A 15,862-nucleotide genomic window follows, 5' to 3' on the forward strand; every position below is an offset into this window, starting at 1 on the left:
TAGATTGGCACAGACAATTTGCTAGACGAGTCGACCCGATTAGAGGTCACGGAGTTCCTTCCTTGCTGATGCGTGAAACCCCTGTTGTGATTGCCGGCCCAGTCGGCCAAATCGAAGCCTTGTACCTCGATAACGAGCAGCCGCGCGGCATCGCGCTGATCTGCCACCCGAACCCGGTGCAGGGCGGCACCATGCTCAACAAAGTCGTCTCGACCCTGCAGCGCACCGCGCGCGACGCCGGCCTGATTACCTTGCGCTTCAACTATCGCGGCGTCGGCGCCAGCGAAGGTTCGCACGACATGGGCACCGGCGAAGTCGACGATGCTCAGGCTGCCGCTGCCTGGTTGCGGGAAAAACACCCGGATCTGCCGCTGACCCTGTTCGGTTTCTCCTTCGGCGGATTTGTTGCAGCAAGTCTCGGCGGTCGTCTTGAAGCCCAAGGCGTGCAGCTCAAGCAGCTGTTCATGGTCGCCCCGGCGGTCATGCGTCTTGGCGAGCAGGATCAACTGCCGCAGCAGGGCGAACTCACCGTGATCCAGCCGGAAACCGACGAAGTCATCGATCCGCAACTGGTTTACGACTGGTCGGAACAACTCCAGCGCCCCCATGAGCTGCTGAAAGTGGCAGAATGCGGACACTTTTTTCATGGCAAGCTGACCGATCTCAAGGATCTGATCCTGCCGCGTCTCTCGAATTGATTGCAGTCTGACAAGCGATTACCCATGACGAACCGTACCCGAATCCTCACCGGCATCACCACCACCGGCACGCCGCACCTGGGCAACTATGCCGGCGCCATCCGCCCGGCGATCCTTGCCAGCCGCGACAGCAATGCCGATTCGTTCTACTTCCTGGCCGACTACCACGCCCTGATCAAATGCGATGACCCGCTGCGCATCCAGCGCTCGCGTCTGGAAATCGCCGCGACCTGGCTGGCCGGTGGCCTCGATGTCGACCGCGTGACTTTCTACCGCCAGTCCGACATCCCGGAAATTCCTGAGCTGACCTGGCTGCTGACCTGCGTCGCCGCCAAGGGCCTGCTCAACCGTGCGCACGCCTACAAGGCGTCGGTGGACAAGAACGTTGAAACCGGTGAAGACCCGGACGCCGGCATCACCATGGGCCTCTACAGCTACCCGGTGCTGATGGCGGCGGACATCCTGATGTTCAACGCGCACAAGGTGCCGGTCGGTCGCGACCAGATCCAACACGTTGAGATGGCCCGCGACATCGGCCAGCGCTTCAACCACTTGTTCGGTCAGGGCAAAGAATTCTTCACCATGCCCGAAGCGCTGATCGAAGAAAGCGTGGCGACGTTGCCGGGCCTCGACGGTCGCAAGATGTCGAAAAGCTACGACAACACCATCCCGTTGTTCTCCAGCGCCAAAGAGATGAAGGACGCGATCTCGCGGATCGTCACTGACTCGAAGGCGCCAGGCGAAGCGAAAGATCCGGACAACTCGCATTTGTTCACCCTGTTCCAGGCCTTCGCCACGCCAGCACAGGCTGACGAATTCCGCAGCGAACTGCTCGGTGGTCTGGGTTGGGGCGAGGCGAAGAGCCGTTTGTTCCAGTTGCTCGACAACGATCTCGGCGAAGCGCGCGACAAGTATCACCAGTTGATCGAGCGCCCGGCGGATCTGGAAGACATCCTGCAGATCGGTGCGAAAAAGGCCCGTGCTGTGGCGACGCCGTTCCTCAACGAATTGCGCGAAGCCGTTGGCCTGCGTTCTTTCGTCAATCAGGTTCAGGTTGCCGCAACCACCAAGAAGAAAGCCGCGAAAGCCGCGCGTTTCGTCAGCTTCCGTGAAGACGACGGCAGCTTCCGTTTCCGTCTGCTCGCGGCCGATGGCGAGCAATTGCTGCTGTCGCGCAACTTCGCCGACGGCAAAGCCGCTGGTCAGGTGACCAAGCAACTGCAATCGGGTCAGGCGCTGGACGTACGCAGCGAAGACCTGAGCTTCAGCGTCTGGCTCGAAGGCGAGTGCGTGGGCGACAGCCCGGCGTTTGCCGATGCTGCGGCTCGCGATGCGGCCATCGAGGCACTGCGCGTCGCGCTGACCCCGGTTCAAGACTAATCGGCGGCACGGCCCGACCAAGGGCCGATTGCCATTCCTCCGGGCCATCGCTACAGTGACGGCCCGTTTTTGTTGCCTTGCTAACGAATTATGACGCCCCTAGAACGATACCAAGCTGATCTGAAACGCCCGGACTTCTTCCATGATGCCGCGCAGGAAACTGCTGTGCGTCATTTGCAGCGTCTGTACGACGATCTGATCGCCGCCGATCAAAACAAGCCGGGTCTGCTGAGCAAGCTGTTCGGCAAAAAGGATCAGACGCCGGTCAAGGGCCTGTATTTCTGGGGCGGCGTAGGTCGCGGCAAAACTTACCTGGTCGACACCTTCTTCGAAGCGCTGCCGTTCAAGGAAAAGACCCGCACCCACTTCCACCGCTTCATGAAGCGCGTGCACGAAGAGATGAAAACCCTCGGCGGCGAGAAAAACCCGCTGACCATCATTGCCAAGCGTTTCTCCGACGAGTCGCGAGTGATCTGCTTCGATGAGTTCTTCGTTTCCGACATCACCGACGCGATGATCCTCGGCACGTTGATGGAAGAACTCTTCAAAAATGGCGTGACTCTGGTCGCGACGTCGAACATCGTCCCGGACGGTCTGTACAAGGACGGCCTGCAACGCGCGCGCTTCCTGCCAGCCATCGCGCTGATCAAGCAGAACACCGAGATCGTCAACGTCGACAGCGGCGTCGACTATCGTCTGCGTCACCTCGAACAAGCGGAGCTGTTCCACTTCCCGCTCGACGAAGCGTCCCACGAAAGCCTGCGCAAGAGCTTCCGCGCGCTGACGCCGGAATGCACGGCAGCGGTCGAGAACGACGTGCTGATGATCGAGAACCGCGAGATCCGCGCCCTGCGTACTTGCGACGACGTGGCCTGGTTCGACTTCCGCGAACTGTGCGACGGCCCGCGTAGCCAGAACGACTACATCGAACTGGGCAAGATCTTCCACGCCGTGCTGCTCAGCGGTGTCGAGCAGATGAGCGTCACCACTGACGACATCGCTCGCCGCTTTATCAACATGGTTGACGAGTTCTACGACCGCAACGTCAAGCTGATCATTTCTGCTGAAGTCGAGCTGAAGGATCTGTACACCGGCGGCCGTTTGAATTTCGAATTCCAGCGAACGCTGAGCCGTCTGCTCGAAATGCAATCGCACGAATTCCTGTCGCGGGCGCACAAGCCTTAAGCGGATTTCGGCAAATAAAAAGGGCCTGCAATTGCAGGCCCTTTTTTATGCGCTGAAGATCAAAAGATCGCAGGCTTCGCCAGCTCCTACAGGTGTACGTCATTCTGTAGGAGCTGCCGCAGGCTGCGATCTTGATCGTTCCCACGCTCCGCGTGGGAATGCATACCGTGACGCTCTGCGTCACATTCCGGGGCGGACGCAGAGCGTCCATTGGCAGCATTCCCACGCAGAGCGTGGGAACGATCATCGGGGGGGAGGGTTAGGCAGCTTGCTGAAACTGCTGCCGATACTGGTTCGGCGACAGCTCGGTGTGCTGGCGGAACAACCGCGCAAAGAAGCTCGCATCGTCGTAACCGACCTCATAACTGATGGTCTTGATGCTCTTGCGGCTGCCGGACAACAAGCCCTTCGCCGTCTCGATGCGCAGCCGCTGCAGGTAATGCAACGGCTTGTCGCCAGTCGCAGTCTGGAAGCGGCGCATGAAATTGCGAATGCTCATGCCATGCTCGCGCGCCACATCTTCGAAGCGGAATTTGTCGGCGAAGTGCTCTTCAAGCCAATGCTGAATCTGCAGAATGATCACGTCCTGATGCAGCTTCTGCCCGCCAAAACCAATGCGCCCCGGCGAATAGTTACGCTGCACTTCGTAAAGAATATCGCGGGCCACAGCCTGCGCCACGTTGGCTCCACAGAAGCGCTCGATCAAGTAGATGTAAAGGTCGCAGGCCGAAGTGGTGCCGCCGGCGCAATACAGGTTGTCGGCGTCGGTCAGGTGCTTGTCCTGATTCAGGTGCACCTTGGGGAAGCGTTCGGTGAAGGCGTTGAAGAAGCGCCAGTACGTGGTCGCCTCCTTGCCATTCAGCAGCCCGGCTTCGGCCAGCCAGAACACCCCGGTGGCTTCGCCACAGAGCACAGCGCCGCGAGCATGTTGCTCACGCAGCCACGGCATGATTTGCGGGTAACGGGTGCACAGGGTTTCGAAGTCGTCCCAGAACGCCGGGAGGATGATGATATCGGTGTTTTCCAGACCACCGTCGACGGGGATCACCACATCGCTGAAGCTTGTTACCGGTTTGCCGTCGGGGCTGACGATGCGCGTTTCAAACGCCGGTGTCAGGCCGTGGCCCAGTTGTTTGCCGTAGCGCAGGCTCGCCACATGGAAAAAATCCTTGGCTTGCATGAGGGTGAAGGCGAAAACCCGGTCGATAGCCAGGATGCTGACGCGCCGCAAGGGCGTGGAGACTTGCTTGGACATAATTCAACTTTTGTTTTGTTTTTATAAGGGAAAGTGGTCACCAGACGGCTGGATCGTCTTATTTTTTGTCGGATGTGTCCAGTGTCCTGTGTCGGAGGGGAGGCTTAGTCTCTGAGGGTCATCTCCCTCCAACAAGAAAGAAAGGTGCCGCATGATCCCCAGAACCTTGTTCAGCTCCGAGCACGAATTATTCCGCGACAGCGTACGAACCTTCCTCGAAAAAGAGGCCGTGCCGTTTCATGCGCAGTGGGAGAAACAAGGCCACATTGACCGCAAGCTGTGGAACAAGGCCGGGGAGGCGGGGATGCTCTGCTCGCACCTGCCGGAAGAATACGGCGGGCTGGGGGCGGATTTTCTCTACAGCGCTGTGGTGATCGAGGAGGTCGGCCGGCTGGGCCTGACCGGCATCGGTTTCTCGCTGCATTCGGACATTGTCGCGCCGTACATCCTGCATTACGGCAGTGAAGCGCTGAAACACAAATACTTGCCGAAACTGGTCTCCGGCGAGATGGTCACCGCCATCGCCATGACCGAACCTGGCGCGGGCTCCGACCTGCAAGGCGTGAAGACCAGCGCCGTGCTCGACGGTGACGACTACGTGATCAATGGCTCGAAAACCTTCATCACCAACGGCTTCCTCGCGGATCTGGTGATCGTCGTTGCCAAGACCGATCCCAAGGCCGGCGCCAAGGGCACCAGCCTGTTTCTGGTCGAAGCGAATACGCCGGGCTTCGAGAAGGGCAAACGCCTCGAGAAGGTCGGAATGAAGGCGCAGGACACGTCGGAATTGTTCTTCCAGGACGTACGCGTGCCGAAAGAAAATCTGCTGGGGCAGGCCGGGGCAGGGTTTGCTTATCTGATGCAGGAGTTGCCTCAGGAACGCCTGACGGTGGCGATTGGCGGTCTGGCCTCAGCCGAAGCAGCGTTGCAATGGACGCTGGATTACACCCGTGATCGCAAGGCGTTCGGCAAGGCGATTGCTGATTTCCAGAACACGCGCTTCAAACTGGCCGAGATGGCCACTGAAATTCAGATCGGCCGAGTGTTTGTCGACAAATGTCTGGAACTGCATCTGCAAGGCAAGCTGGATGTGCCGACGGCGGCGATGGCCAAATACTGGGGCACCGACCTGCAATGCAAGGTGCTCGACGAATGCGTGCAGCTGCATGGCGGCTATGGCTTTATGTGGGAATACCCGGTGGCCCGCGCGTGGGCGGATGCGCGCGTACAGCGGATCTATGCCGGCACCAATGAAATCATGAAAGAGATCATTGCGCGGTCGCTCTGATGTTGTGGTGAGGCGGCGGGCGCCTTCGCGGGCAAGCCTTGCTCCTACGGGATTTTGATTCTCTGTAGGAGCAAGGCTTGCCCGCGAAGCTTTTAATGCTCAATCAGGGTGCGGGATTCGGATGATCCTTGTGAATCGCCTCAATCCCTTCCAGCACTTCATCGGAAAGCTTCAGATCAAAACTGGCGATGTTGCTGTCCAGTTGTTCAAGCGTCGTCGCACCAATGATGTTGCTGGTGACGAACGGTTGCTGGGTCACGAACGCCAGCGCCATCTGCGCCGGATCCAGACCGTGCTCACGGGCGAGGGCGACGTAACGGCTGCACGCTGCTTCCGATTGCGCATTGAAATAGCGGCTGAAGCGGCTATAGAGGCTCAGACGGCCTTTCGGCGGACGTGCGCCACCTTCGTACTTGCCCGACAGGAAACCAAACGCCAGCGGCGAATAGGCGAGCAGGCCGCACTGTTCGCGAATGGCGATTTCCGCCAGACCCACTTCAAAGCTGCGGTTGAGCAGGTTGTACGGGTTCTGGATCGACACCGCACGCGGCCAGCCACGGGCTTCGGCCAGTGCGAGAAAGCGCATGGTGCCCCACGGCGTTTCGTTGGACAGACCGATGTGGCGAATCTTGCCGGCCTTCACTTGCTCGTCGAGTGCTTCGAGGGTGTCCTCCAGCGGTGTCAGATTGGCTTCGATCTTGTGCTTGTAGCCCAGTTGTCCGAAAAAGTTGGTGCTGCGCTCCGGCCAGTGCAATTGGTACAGATCGATGTAATCGGTCTGCAGGCGCTCGAGGCTGGCATCCACCGCGGCGGTGATGTGTTGGCGGTTGTGACGCAGGTTTTTATCGCGAATGTAGTCGATGGTGTTGCCTGGGCCGGCGATCTTGCTGGCGAGGATCCAGTCGGCACGATCGCCGCGACTTTTGAAATAATTGCCGATGTAACGCTCGGTGGTGGCGTAGGTTTCGGCTTTCGGTGGCACCGGGTACATCTCGGCGGTGTCGATGAAATTGATCCCGGCTTCCTTGGCGCGTTCGATCTGGGCGAAGGCTTCAGCTTCAGTGTTTTGCTCGCCCCAGGTCATGGTGCCGAGGCAGATTGCGCTCACGTTCAGGTCGGTACGGCCTAGCTGGCGATAGTCCATCGGGTACTCCTTGGGCAAAACAATCATAAAAGCAGGTTGAATTATTTTTCGCAATCTGCATAATTGCCGACCTCTTTCTGCAGTGGAAGTGATGCGCCGCCGCCGAAGAATCTTGCCGTTGAACGGACGCGCCGACCCGAGCCCCCGAAAGCGTCTGTATCCGGCTGCCTTTGACTTGTCAAAGTACGCACTATTCAGTAAGATCCGCCGTCTAATTTACAGGGCGGCCCCTGAGGCTATAAAGAATGAAAACTTTTACTGCTAAACCAGAAACAGTAAAGCGCGACTGGTTTGTCGTCGACGCTGCTGGTCAGACCCTGGGTCGTCTGGCCACCGAAATCGCGAGCCGTCTGCGTGGCAAGCACAAGCCTGAGTACACTCCTCACGTTGACACCGGCGACTACATCGTCGTAATCAACGCTGAGCAGATTCGTGTTACCGGTGCTAAAACCACTGACAAAATCTACTACTCCCACTCCGGTTTCCCGGGCGGCATCAAGTCGATCAACTTTGAAAAGCTGATCGCTAAAGCCCCTGAGCGCGTGATCGAGACCGCGGTTAAAGGCATGCTGCCTAAAAACCCACTGGGTCGCGACATGTACCGTAAGCTGAAAGTCTATGCGGGCGCTGCACACCCACATACTGCTCAGCAGCCCCAAGAACTGAAGTTTTAACGGAATAGTACATTATGTCGGCGACTCAAAATTACGGCACTGGCCGTCGCAAGACCGCAACCGCACGCGTTTTCCTGCGTCCGGGTACTGGTAACATCTCCATCAACAACCGTTCGCTGGAAAACTTCTTCGGCCGCGAAACTGCCCGCATGGTAGTTCGTCAGCCGCTGGAGCTGACTGAGACTGTCGAGAAGTTCGACATCTACGTCACCGTGATCGGCGGTGGTGTAAGTGGTCAAGCTGGCGCAATCCGCCACGGTATCACTCGCGCTCTGATGGACTACGACGAAACCCTGCGTGGCGCTCTGCGCAAAGCTGGCTTCGTTACTCGCGACGCCCGTGAAGTTGAACGTAAGAAAGTTGGTCTGCGTAAAGCGCGTAAGCGTCCGCAGTACTCGAAGCGTTAATTCCGCTTCCACGTTCAAAAAGAACGCCCGCCTCCTCACGGAAGCGGGCGTTTTTTTATGCCTGTGATTTATCAAAGAATTGCGCTGCGACAACTTGCCACTTCCGTAGACCCCCTATACTGCAAGGCTTGAGGGTAAGAGCTCCGGGTAATTCCCTTGTCAGAATTGGGGCTTTTCATTACCATTCGGCAAAATTTTTATAAGTAACATTGATTTATTTAGTAGATGCCTGATTTAACAGGCCACAAAAGCTGATGGGAGAGGACTGAATGAGCAATGACGGCGTGAATGCAGGCCGGCGTCGCTTCTTGGTAGCAGCCACATCCGTGGTGGGTGCTGCAGGAGCGGTGGGGGCTGCGGTCCCGTTCGTGGGGTCATGGTTTCCCAGTGCCAAGGCGAAAGCCGCCGGTGCACCGGTGAAAGTGAATGTCAGCAAAGTCGAGCCAGGACAGCAGATGATTGCTGAATGGCGTGGCCAGCCGGTGTTCATTGTCCGCCGTACCAAGGAAATCCTGGATAATCTGAAAAAGATCGAGGGCCAGCTCTCCGATCCTGAATCCAAAAACTCCACGCAACCCACCTATGTCGACCCTGAAGTGCGATCGATCAAGCCGGAAATTCTGCTGCTGATCGGGATCTGCACACACCTGGGTTGCTCACCGACCTTCCGTCCCGAAGTGGCACCTGCGGATCTGGGTAAAGACTGGGTAGGCGGTTATTTCTGCCCTTGCCACGGCTCCCACTACGATCTGGCTGGCCGCGTCTACAAGTCGCAACCTGCGCCTTTGAACCTGCCAGTTCCCCCGCATTCCTATGAGACCGATGACCTGATTGTCATTGGCGTCGATACGGAGAAAGCGTGATGAGCAAGTTCATGGATTGGGTTGATGCGCGCTTTCCCGCGACAAAAATGTGGGAAGACCATCTCAGCAAGTATTACGCGCCAAAAAACTTTAACTTCTTCTATTTCTTCGGCTCTCTGGCACTGCTGGTTCTGGTAAATCAGATCGTCACTGGTGTCTGGCTGACGATGAGCTACACGCCGTCGGCAGAAGAAGCGTTCGCTTCCGTTGAATACATCATGCGCGACGTCGAGTACGGCTCGATCCTGCGTTTGCTGCACTCGACCGGCGCTTCGGCGTTTTTCATCGTGGTTTATCTGCACATGTTCCGTGGCCTGCTCTACGGTTCGTACCAGAAACCGCGTGAACTGGTCTGGGTGTTCGGCATGCTGATCTACCTGGCGCTGATGGCCGAAGCCTTCATGGGTTATCTGCTGCCGTGGGGTCAGATGTCCTACTGGGGTGCCCAGGTGATCATCTCGCTGTTCGGTGCGATACCGGTGATCGGTAACGACCTGACCCAGTGGATTCGTGGTGACTACCTGATCTCCGGCATTACCCTGAACCGCTTCTTCGCCTTGCACGTTGTTGCGCTGCCGATCGTGATTCTCGGTCTGGTGGTGTTGCACATTCTGGCGCTGCACGAAGTGGGTTCGAACAACCCTGACGGCGTCGACATCAAGAAGCACAAAGACGAAAACGGCATCCCGCTGGACGGCATCGCCTTCCACCCGTACTACACCGTGAAAGACATTGTCGGTGTTGTGGTGTTCCTGTTTATCTTCTGCTTCATTGTGTTCTTCTTCCCGGAAATGGGCGGCTACTTCCTCGAAAAACCAAACTTCGAGCAAGCTAACCCGTTCAAGACACCAGAGCACATTGCGCCGGTTTGGTACTTCACACCGTTCTACGCAATCTTGCGGGCAATCCCCGACAAACTCATGGGCGTTATCGCCATGGGCGCGGCGATTGCGGTGCTGTTCGTGCTGCCGTGGCTGGATCGAAGCCCGGTCAAATCGATGCGCTATAAAGGCTGGATGAGCAAAATCTGGCTGGTGGTGTTCTGCATTTCGTTCGTGATCCTCGGCATTCTCGGTGTGCTTGCGCCGACGCCGGAGCGAACCTTGCTGTCGCAGGTCTGCACCTTCCTGTACTTCGCCTACTTCATTCTGATGCCGTTCTACACCAGGCTCGAGAAGACCAAACCGGTTCCGGAAAGGGTGACTGGCTGATGAAAAAGTTATTTTTTGCTCTGATTTTTGCTGCGTTGCCTGTCTTGTCGTTCGCTGCTGAACACGGTGCGGAGCTGGAAAAAGTCGACATTGATGTCGCCGATAAAGCTGCTTTGCAGGACGGTGCGCGCACTTTCGCCAACTACTGCATGGGTTGCCACAGCGCCAAGTTCCAGCGTTACGAGCGCGTTGCCGATGACCTCGGCGTGCCGCACGAACTGATGCTGGAGAAGCTGGTGTTCACCGGTGCCAAGATCGGTGATCACATGACCATCGGCATGCAGCCGGCGGACGCCAAAACCTGGTTCGGCGCAGCACCACCGGATCTGACGTTGGTGGCTCGCGTGCGTGGCACCGACTGGCTCTACGGTTACCTGAAGTCGTTCTACGAAGATCCGGCACGCCCATGGGGTGTGAACAACAAGGTCTTCCCGAACGTCGGCATGCCTAACGTACTGGTCGGCCTGCAAGGTCGTCAGGTGGTGGGATGCAAACAAGTGCAGATCGTCGAAGACGGCAAGAAGCAATATGATCCGTTGACCGGTACGCCGCTGACTCATGAAGCGTGCGATCAATTGACCATCGTGCCGAAATCCGGTGCTCTGAACGAAGAGCAGTTCGATGAGAAGGTCAAGAATCTGGTAACCTTCCTGGCTTACTCGGCTAACCCGGTTAAGCTGCAACATCAGCGCATCGGTACCTACGTCTTGCTGTACCTGGCGTTCTTCTTTGTGTTCGCCTACCTGCTCAAGCGTGAATACTGGAAAGACGTGCACTGATACGCTTCAAAGCATTGCTGTTAATCGCGCGCGCCCAAGGGCGCCTCCGATAACGCAACGTCTGGTTCGCCGGACATTGCGGGAGGCGCCCTCTGGGCGCGCGCGTTTTTCCGGTTCCAATCATTTCAACAAGCGAGGAGGATCGCCATGGGCGTGACCAATCGGTTGGCCTGTTACTCCGACCCCGCCGACCACTATTCCCACCGAGTGCGCATCGTGCTTGCAGAGAAGGGTGTCAGCGCCGAAATCATTTATGTGGAAGCTGGTCGTCAGCCGCCTAAACTGATTGAGGTGAACCCTTACGGAAGTCTGCCTACGCTGGTCGATCGTGACCTGGCGCTGTGGGAGTCGACTGTGGTGATGGAATATCTGGATGAGCGTTACCCGCACCCGCCGTTGTTGCCGGTTTATCCAGTGGCGCGTGCCAACAGTCGACTGCTGATTCATCGTATTCAGCGCGACTGGTGTGGTCTGGTGGATCTGATTCTTGATCCAAAGTCCAAAGAGGCCGCGCGTGTCGTGGCGCGCAAGGAATTGCGTGAAAGCCTGACGGGCGTGTCGCCGCTGTTTGCCGACAAGCCGTTTTTCCTCAGTGAGGAACAAAGTCTGGTGGATTGCTGCCTATTGCCAATACTCTGGCGTTTGCCGATTTTGGGTATTGAACTGCCGCGGCCAGCCAAGCCGCTGCTTGATTACATGGAGCGCTCGTTTGCGCGTGAGGCTTTCCAGGCGAGTCTGTCTGGTGTCGAACGCGATATGCGCTAAGGCTTAAGGAGCCGCTATGAACTCCAGTCGACCTTATTTGGTTCGCGCGCTCTATGAGTGGATTGTGGATAACGATTGCACCCCGCACATGCTGGTCAACTCCGAGTACCCGGCGGTGCAAGTGCCGCAGGGTTTCGCCAGTGACGGGCAGATTGTCCTGAACATCTCGCCAAGTGCCGTACGGCATTTGCACATGGACAACGACGTGGTGACCTTTGAAGGTCGCTTCGGTGGCGTCCCGCACAGCCTGTACGTGCCAATTGGCGCCATCCTGGGGATCTACGCCCGGGAGAACGGTCAAGGCATGGTGTTTGATCTCGAGTCGCCGATGGATGACGAGGAAGAGATCGAGTCGGATGACGACTTGCCACCACCGGACAGCGAACCGCCGCGCCCAACAGGCCGGCCAAGTTTGAAAGTGGTGAAATAAAAAAAGGCGATCCGGATGGATCGCCTTTTTTATGCGCATCTCAAAACTGCATACACATCTCAAACTGCATACACATCTCAAAACTGCATGCGCATCTCAAAACTTCATATACATCTCAAAACTGTAGGAGCTGCCGAAGGCTGCGATCTTTTGATCCTGATCTTTAAAGCAAGATCAAAAGATCGCAGCCTTCGGCAGCTCCTACGTAGAGAGGTGTATCAGTCGATGTATTCGAACAGCTTCACAATCTTCTGCACGCCGGAAACGCCCTGCACCAGGTTGGTTGCCTGAGTGGCTTCCTGTTTGGTCAGCAGGCCCAGCAGGTAGACGATACCGTTCTCGGTCACGACCTTGATGCGCGAGCCGGGAATGCTCGCATCGGTGAGCATCTGCGTCTTGATCTTGGAGGTCAGCCAGGTGTCGTTCTGGCGAGCCAGGAAACCGGACGGCGGAATAACCTGCAGTTCGTTATGCACGGTTTTTACCCGTTGAACGGCGGCTGCGGCCTGTTCGGCCTTGGCTTTCAGGTCGGCACGAGGGGTTTGGCCGGCGAGCAGAACAACACCGTTGAAACTGGTCACGACGATGTGTGAATCGTTGTCCAGCGCCGGGTCGGCCTTCGCCACGTTCACACCCACTTTGGTTTCAATCAACGAGTCGTCGATCTTGCTGCCGAAGGTGCGCGTGCCACGGTCGTCATCGATCGGTGCTTCACGGCTGGCGTTCACCACCGAGGTGCAGCCGCTGATGCCGAGGCACAGGGTCAAGGCCAGAAGGCCAAGGCGATTAGGGGTCATTCTTCACTCCCGAACAGTTGGCTGTCGATCAGATCGCAGAGGCAATGGATCGCCAGCAAGTGGACTTCTTGAATACGTGCAGTGACATTGGCCGGAACGCGAATCTCGACGTCCTCGGGCAACAGCAGCGAGGCCATGCCGCCGCCATCGCGTCCGGTCAAAGCTACGACAATCATTTCGCGATCATGTGCGGCCTGGATCGCTTGAATAATGTTCGCCGAGTTACCGCTGGTCGAAATCGCCAGCAGGACATCGCCTGGCTGACCGAGCGCACGGATCTGTTTGGAGAACACTTCGTTGTAGCTGTAGTCGTTGGCGATCGAGGTGATCGTCGACGTGTCAGTGGTCAGCGCGATGGCCGGCAGGCTTGGGCGCTCGCGTTCGAAGCGGTTGAGCAGCTCCGAAGAGAAGTGCTGGGCGTCACCGGCCGAGCCGCCGTTGCCGCACGAAAGCATTTTGCCTTCGTTGAGCAGGGCGTTGACCATGATCTGGCTGGCTTGCTCGATGTGCGGTGCAAGTACGTCCATCGCCTGTTGCTTGGTGTCGATACTGGCCTGGAAAAGCTGGCGAATTCGGGATTGCATGTCCATCTGTGTGACCTTAAGTAGCGCGGCTATTCGGCACATGAAAGTGCAGCCCGCAAAGCAAAGAGCAAAATTTGTCGGTGGGATTGTCCGGATTGCAGCGCCGACGATCAACTGTCGAAAGCATTCTGCAACCAGTTCAGCTGACTCGGATGGCTGTCGATGGCCACCACGTCGAAGCGGCAGGGGGAATTGGCCCAACGCGACTCGCGCTGAAGAAAATACTGAGCGGCAAAAATCAGTTTCTGCTGCTTGCGCCCATCGATGCTAGCGAGCGCGCCACCCCAATGAGTGTTTTTTCTATAGCGAACTTCAACGAATACTACTGTATCGCCATCAAGCATGACCAGATCAAGCTCGCCGCGTTTACAAAACCAGTTCTGCGCCAACAGGTGCAGACCTTGTTGTTGCAGATGCTCGAGCGCCTGGCGCTCGGCATCCTTACCGCTTTGCGAGCGTGACCTGTCGGGCATTAGCGCGGGGTGTCCGGCAGGCGCTGCACCTGACCGCTGACGAACTGCGCCCAAGGCAACTGACGCACCACACGCTGGGTCTGGGTCATGCCGAGGCTGCCCGACTCACCATCGATGCGGCTGTCCGGCAATGCCTTGAGCTGATCCAGACGCGGGGCCAGGCGATAGGCGTCAACACCCATCGCGTACAGGCGGCCAAGGCTGCCGGCAGCTTGCGGCCACTGTGCAACCACTTGCTGGCGCAGTGGGTCGCTGTTGTCCAGCAACCATGGGGTTTCGCAGAAGCGAATGCCGTTCATGTCGTTGTACTGGTTGACGTCGCCGCTGGCGCTGTAAACGTGCGAGGTGGCGTAAACCGGAACATCACCAGCGTACTGGAAATTAAGGGTTGGCTTGATCTGCTGCGCCTGTTGCGGAGTGGCGGCGAGGAAGATGAACTCGATGTCCTGGCGACGCGAAGGCTGTGCGGCGACGTTAGTGCCGGCAGCGTTTTGCAGGCTCTTAGCGCGCGCTTCGCTCTGACGCAGCTGGAACATGTCGGCGATCTGCTGAGCCAGTTGCACCGGCTGATCAACGCGCTCGGTGGCAACGATGGTGCCGCCGTTAGCCTGCCAGTCCTGGCTGAATGCGCGCATGACGCGGTCGCCCCATTCACCTTTCGGCACCATGATCGCGGCGCGGTGCAGGCCATCAGCACGGGCACGGCGCGACACTTCGCGGGCTTCGTCTTCAGCCGCCAGACCAAACTGGAACAGTTGCGCCGGGCCTTGATCGCCTTCGCTGTAGTTCAGCGCGAGGGTGGTGATCGGCAATTGCGGGCGAGTGCTCAGCTGTTTGACCAGTGGTTTTTCCAGCGGCCCGACGACCAGTTGCACGCCATCAGCCTGAGCCTTGCGGTAGAACTCGTCCATCGAGGTCAGTTTCGAGCTGTCGTAGAACTCGATCGCTGGTGGCTTCTGCCCGGCCTGTTGCGCCTGGTAGTGCGCCGCCATGAAACCTTCACGCAGTGCTTTGCCGACGGCAGCCAGTTGGCCATCTTGTGGCAGCAGCAGGGCGATTTTGCTCAGGGGCTGGCTGGCCAGTTCCTTGAGTTTGGTCAGCGGCTGCGGCAGGTTGATCGCAGCAGGGTGCTTTGGATTCTGCGCGCGCCAGGTGTCGATCGCGGCTTGCTGCTGTTCCAGCGTACCGGCGGATTTCACCGCCAGTGCCAGGCCCATCCAGCCGCCGAGGTCGTCGGTGGTATTGGCTTGTAGTTGATCGGTTGGCAGCGAGGCAATCAGTGTCCAGATCGCTTCGTGGTTTTTGCTGGCGGCTTCGCCCTTCAGCATCGGCGCGATAAAGACGCGCTCGCGAGCGGCAGCCAGGGTCTGACCATCGGCTTCAAGGGCACGGGCGTGAACGGTGCCGGTGCGCACTTGCTGCTCTTCAGGCATTTCGCCCAGATGCTGCAGGCTTGGATGGCTCAGAGCGGTCAGCGCGGCTTTCGGCTGATTGCGCGTCATCGCCAGTTCCGCGTTCAGCGTGCTGGCGAAAATCTGCTGGCCGGGCTTCAGTTGCTCCATCGGCACTTGTTGCAGGATTTGCGCGGAGCGTCCGGCATCGCCCTGGTGGTAAGCCAGATCTGCCGCGCTCAGGCGCAACAGGGCAGCTTTTTCCGGGGTACTCGCCTGGCTGGCCTGCACGAGCAGTTGCTCGATGCTGGCGTCCGGAGTCCGTGGAAGTTCGCCAAGGCTGGAGGAAGGGGAGCTGGCGCAGGCCGCCAATAAGGCAGCGAGGCAGAGGGCAGTGAACAGCCGCAGGCAAGCGATCATGTAAGTGTTCCTGATACTCGATCAAATTAGCGTGGAATTGTACCCAAGCACTGGCCGGGGCGCGATGTTAGTGGCGTGAAACGGTCAATTTAGCTGGAGTAAATGTTGCGGCGCTGCG

17 protein-coding genes are annotated in these 15,862 nt (G+C 58.1%); 11 read left to right on the plus strand and 6 right to left on the minus strand.

All coding sequences use genetic code 11. The annotated features are described in order from the left end of the window. Window positions 1-68 precede the first annotated feature (68 nt). From ACP3TY_RS02155 to zapE, 3 genes are all read left to right on the plus strand, one after another. Window positions 69-698, plus strand: a complete 630-nt coding sequence (locus tag ACP3TY_RS02155) for an alpha/beta hydrolase (protein ID WP_426619167.1) — start codon at window positions 69-71, stop codon at window positions 696-698. Between the two features lie 24 nt (window positions 699-722). Then, window positions 723-2,078 (plus strand): tryptophan--tRNA ligase, encoded by a 1,356-nt coding sequence (locus ACP3TY_RS02160; RefSeq protein WP_053123670.1) that lies wholly within the window; start codon window positions 723-725, stop codon window positions 2,076-2,078. A gap of 90 nt (window positions 2,079-2,168) precedes the next feature. Further along, window positions 2,169-3,263 (plus strand): cell division protein ZapE, encoded by a 1,095-nt coding sequence (gene zapE, locus ACP3TY_RS02165; protein ID WP_053123668.1) that lies wholly within the window; start codon window positions 2,169-2,171, stop codon window positions 3,261-3,263. 259 nt (window positions 3,264-3,522) lie between these two features. On the opposite strand, the gene ACP3TY_RS02170 is transcribed toward zapE, so the two are convergent. After that, complete coding sequence (locus ACP3TY_RS02170; RefSeq protein ID WP_172680158.1) at window positions 3,523-4,419, minus strand: GlxA family transcriptional regulator; 897 nt, start codon at window positions 4,417-4,419, stop codon at window positions 3,523-3,525. A gap of 250 nt (window positions 4,420-4,669) precedes the next feature. Between ACP3TY_RS02170 and ACP3TY_RS02175 the strand changes: the two genes are divergently transcribed. After that, window positions 4,670-5,806, plus strand: a complete 1,137-nt coding sequence (locus ACP3TY_RS02175; RefSeq protein ID WP_426619168.1) for an acyl-CoA dehydrogenase family protein — start codon at window positions 4,670-4,672, stop codon at window positions 5,804-5,806. Window positions 5,807-5,909: 103 nt separating this feature from the next. On the opposite strand, the gene ACP3TY_RS02180 is transcribed toward ACP3TY_RS02175, so the two are convergent. After that, window positions 5,910-6,950, minus strand: coding sequence for an NADP(H)-dependent aldo-keto reductase (locus tag ACP3TY_RS02180; RefSeq protein ID WP_008080271.1), 1,041 nt, complete (start codon window positions 6,948-6,950; stop codon window positions 5,910-5,912). A 245-nt stretch (window positions 6,951-7,195) separates the two neighbouring features. On the opposite strand from ACP3TY_RS02180, the gene rplM reads away from it, so the two are divergent. The 7 genes from rplM (at window position 7,196) to ACP3TY_RS02215 (ending at window position 12,079) form a co-directional block, all read left to right on the plus strand. Beyond that, complete coding sequence (gene rplM, locus ACP3TY_RS02185) at window positions 7,196-7,624, plus strand: 50S ribosomal protein L13 (RefSeq protein ID WP_019693576.1); 429 nt, start codon at window positions 7,196-7,198, stop codon at window positions 7,622-7,624. 14 nt (window positions 7,625-7,638) lie between these two features. Further along, a complete protein-coding gene (rpsI, locus tag ACP3TY_RS02190) occupies window positions 7,639-8,031 on the plus strand; it encodes a 30S ribosomal protein S9 (RefSeq protein WP_008080273.1) in 393 nt (130 codons plus the stop codon). Window positions 8,032-8,300: 269 nt separating this feature from the next. Beyond that, window positions 8,301-8,894, plus strand: a complete 594-nt coding sequence (petA, locus tag ACP3TY_RS02195) for a ubiquinol-cytochrome c reductase iron-sulfur subunit (RefSeq protein ID WP_053123662.1) — start codon at window positions 8,301-8,303, stop codon at window positions 8,892-8,894. After that, entirely contained in the window at window positions 8,894-10,105 is a 1,212-nt protein-coding gene (locus ACP3TY_RS02200; protein WP_016985147.1) for a cytochrome b, read from the plus strand. Before petA ends, ACP3TY_RS02200 begins: the two co-directional genes overlap by 1 nt. Continuing rightward, window positions 10,105-10,884 (plus strand): cytochrome c1, encoded by a 780-nt coding sequence (locus ACP3TY_RS02205; RefSeq protein ID WP_053123660.1) that lies wholly within the window; start codon window positions 10,105-10,107, stop codon window positions 10,882-10,884. The genes ACP3TY_RS02200 and ACP3TY_RS02205 overlap by 1 nt, the downstream gene beginning before the upstream one ends. A 147-nt stretch (window positions 10,885-11,031) precedes the next feature. After that, window positions 11,032-11,649 carry a glutathione S-transferase N-terminal domain-containing protein gene (locus tag ACP3TY_RS02210; RefSeq protein WP_047303097.1) on the plus strand — a complete coding sequence of 206 codons (618 nt, stop codon included), beginning with the start codon at window positions 11,032-11,034 and terminating at the stop codon, window positions 11,647-11,649. A gap of 16 nt (window positions 11,650-11,665) precedes the next feature. Beyond that, window positions 11,666-12,079 carry a ClpXP protease specificity-enhancing factor gene (locus ACP3TY_RS02215; protein ID WP_053123658.1) on the plus strand — a complete coding sequence of 138 codons (414 nt, stop codon included), beginning with the start codon at window positions 11,666-11,668 and terminating at the stop codon, window positions 12,077-12,079. 218 nt (window positions 12,080-12,297) lie between these two features. Here ACP3TY_RS02215 and ACP3TY_RS02220 read toward each other — a convergent pair whose 3' ends face one another. The 4 genes from ACP3TY_RS02220 to ACP3TY_RS02235 all read right to left on the minus strand — a co-directional run bounded on the left by ACP3TY_RS02220 (window position 12,298) and on the right by ACP3TY_RS02235 (window position 15,744). Beyond that, window positions 12,298-12,876: a BON domain-containing protein gene (locus tag ACP3TY_RS02220; RefSeq protein ID WP_007917023.1), complete on the minus strand. Its 579-nt coding sequence runs from the start codon at window positions 12,874-12,876 to the stop codon at window positions 12,298-12,300. Continuing rightward, a complete protein-coding gene (locus ACP3TY_RS02225; protein ID WP_008082788.1) occupies window positions 12,873-13,466 on the minus strand; it encodes a phosphoheptose isomerase in 594 nt (197 codons plus the stop codon). Before ACP3TY_RS02225 ends, ACP3TY_RS02220 begins: the two co-directional genes overlap by 4 nt. 104 nt (window positions 13,467-13,570) lie before the next feature. Then, complete coding sequence (locus ACP3TY_RS02230; protein WP_426619169.1) at window positions 13,571-13,933, minus strand: YraN family protein; 363 nt, start codon at window positions 13,931-13,933, stop codon at window positions 13,571-13,573. After that, entirely contained in the window at window positions 13,933-15,744 is a 1,812-nt protein-coding gene (locus ACP3TY_RS02235) for a penicillin-binding protein activator (protein ID WP_426619170.1), read from the minus strand. Before ACP3TY_RS02235 ends, ACP3TY_RS02230 begins: the two co-directional genes overlap by 1 nt. Between the last annotated feature and the right edge of the window lie 118 nt (window positions 15,745-15,862).

This window comes from Pseudomonas rustica (genome assembly GCF_049959085.1).
Lineage (GTDB): Bacteria > Pseudomonadota > Gammaproteobacteria > Pseudomonadales > Pseudomonadaceae > Aquipseudomonas > Aquipseudomonas rustica.

Bases quoted from the DNA above. Each gene is read 5' to 3' on its own strand.
- ACP3TY_RS02155 (WP_426619167.1), top strand. From the start codon at position 69: ATGCGTGAAACCCCTGTTGTGATTGCCGGCCCAGTCGGCCAAATCGAA.
- ACP3TY_RS02160 (WP_053123670.1), top strand. From the start codon at position 723: ATGACGAACCGTACCCGAATCCTCACCGGCATCACCACCACCGGCACG.
- zapE (WP_053123668.1), top strand. From the start codon at position 2,169: ATGACGCCCCTAGAACGATACCAAGCTGATCTGAAACGCCCGGACTTC.
- ACP3TY_RS02175 (WP_426619168.1), top strand. From the start codon at position 4,670: ATGATCCCCAGAACCTTGTTCAGCTCCGAGCACGAATTATTCCGCGAC.
- ACP3TY_RS02180 (WP_008080271.1), bottom strand. From the start codon at position 6,950: ATGGACTATCGCCAGCTAGGCCGTACCGACCTGAACGTGAGCGCAATC.
- rplM (WP_019693576.1), top strand. From the start codon at position 7,196: ATGAAAACTTTTACTGCTAAACCAGAAACAGTAAAGCGCGACTGGTTT.
- rpsI (WP_008080273.1), top strand. From the start codon at position 7,639: ATGTCGGCGACTCAAAATTACGGCACTGGCCGTCGCAAGACCGCAACC.
- petA (WP_053123662.1), top strand. From the start codon at position 8,301: ATGAGCAATGACGGCGTGAATGCAGGCCGGCGTCGCTTCTTGGTAGCA.
- ACP3TY_RS02200 (WP_016985147.1), top strand. From the start codon at position 8,894: ATGAGCAAGTTCATGGATTGGGTTGATGCGCGCTTTCCCGCGACAAAA.
- ACP3TY_RS02205 (WP_053123660.1), top strand. From the start codon at position 10,105: ATGAAAAAGTTATTTTTTGCTCTGATTTTTGCTGCGTTGCCTGTCTTG.
- ACP3TY_RS02210 (WP_047303097.1), top strand. From the start codon at position 11,032: ATGGGCGTGACCAATCGGTTGGCCTGTTACTCCGACCCCGCCGACCAC.
- ACP3TY_RS02215 (WP_053123658.1), top strand. From the start codon at position 11,666: ATGAACTCCAGTCGACCTTATTTGGTTCGCGCGCTCTATGAGTGGATT.
- ACP3TY_RS02220 (WP_007917023.1), bottom strand. From the start codon at position 12,876: ATGACCCCTAATCGCCTTGGCCTTCTGGCCTTGACCCTGTGCCTCGGC.
- ACP3TY_RS02225 (WP_008082788.1), bottom strand. From the start codon at position 13,466: ATGGACATGCAATCCCGAATTCGCCAGCTTTTCCAGGCCAGTATCGAC.
- ACP3TY_RS02230 (WP_426619169.1), bottom strand. From the start codon at position 13,933: ATGCCCGACAGGTCACGCTCGCAAAGCGGTAAGGATGCCGAGCGCCAG.
- ACP3TY_RS02235 (WP_426619170.1), bottom strand. From the start codon at position 15,744: ATGATCGCTTGCCTGCGGCTGTTCACTGCCCTCTGCCTCGCTGCCTTA.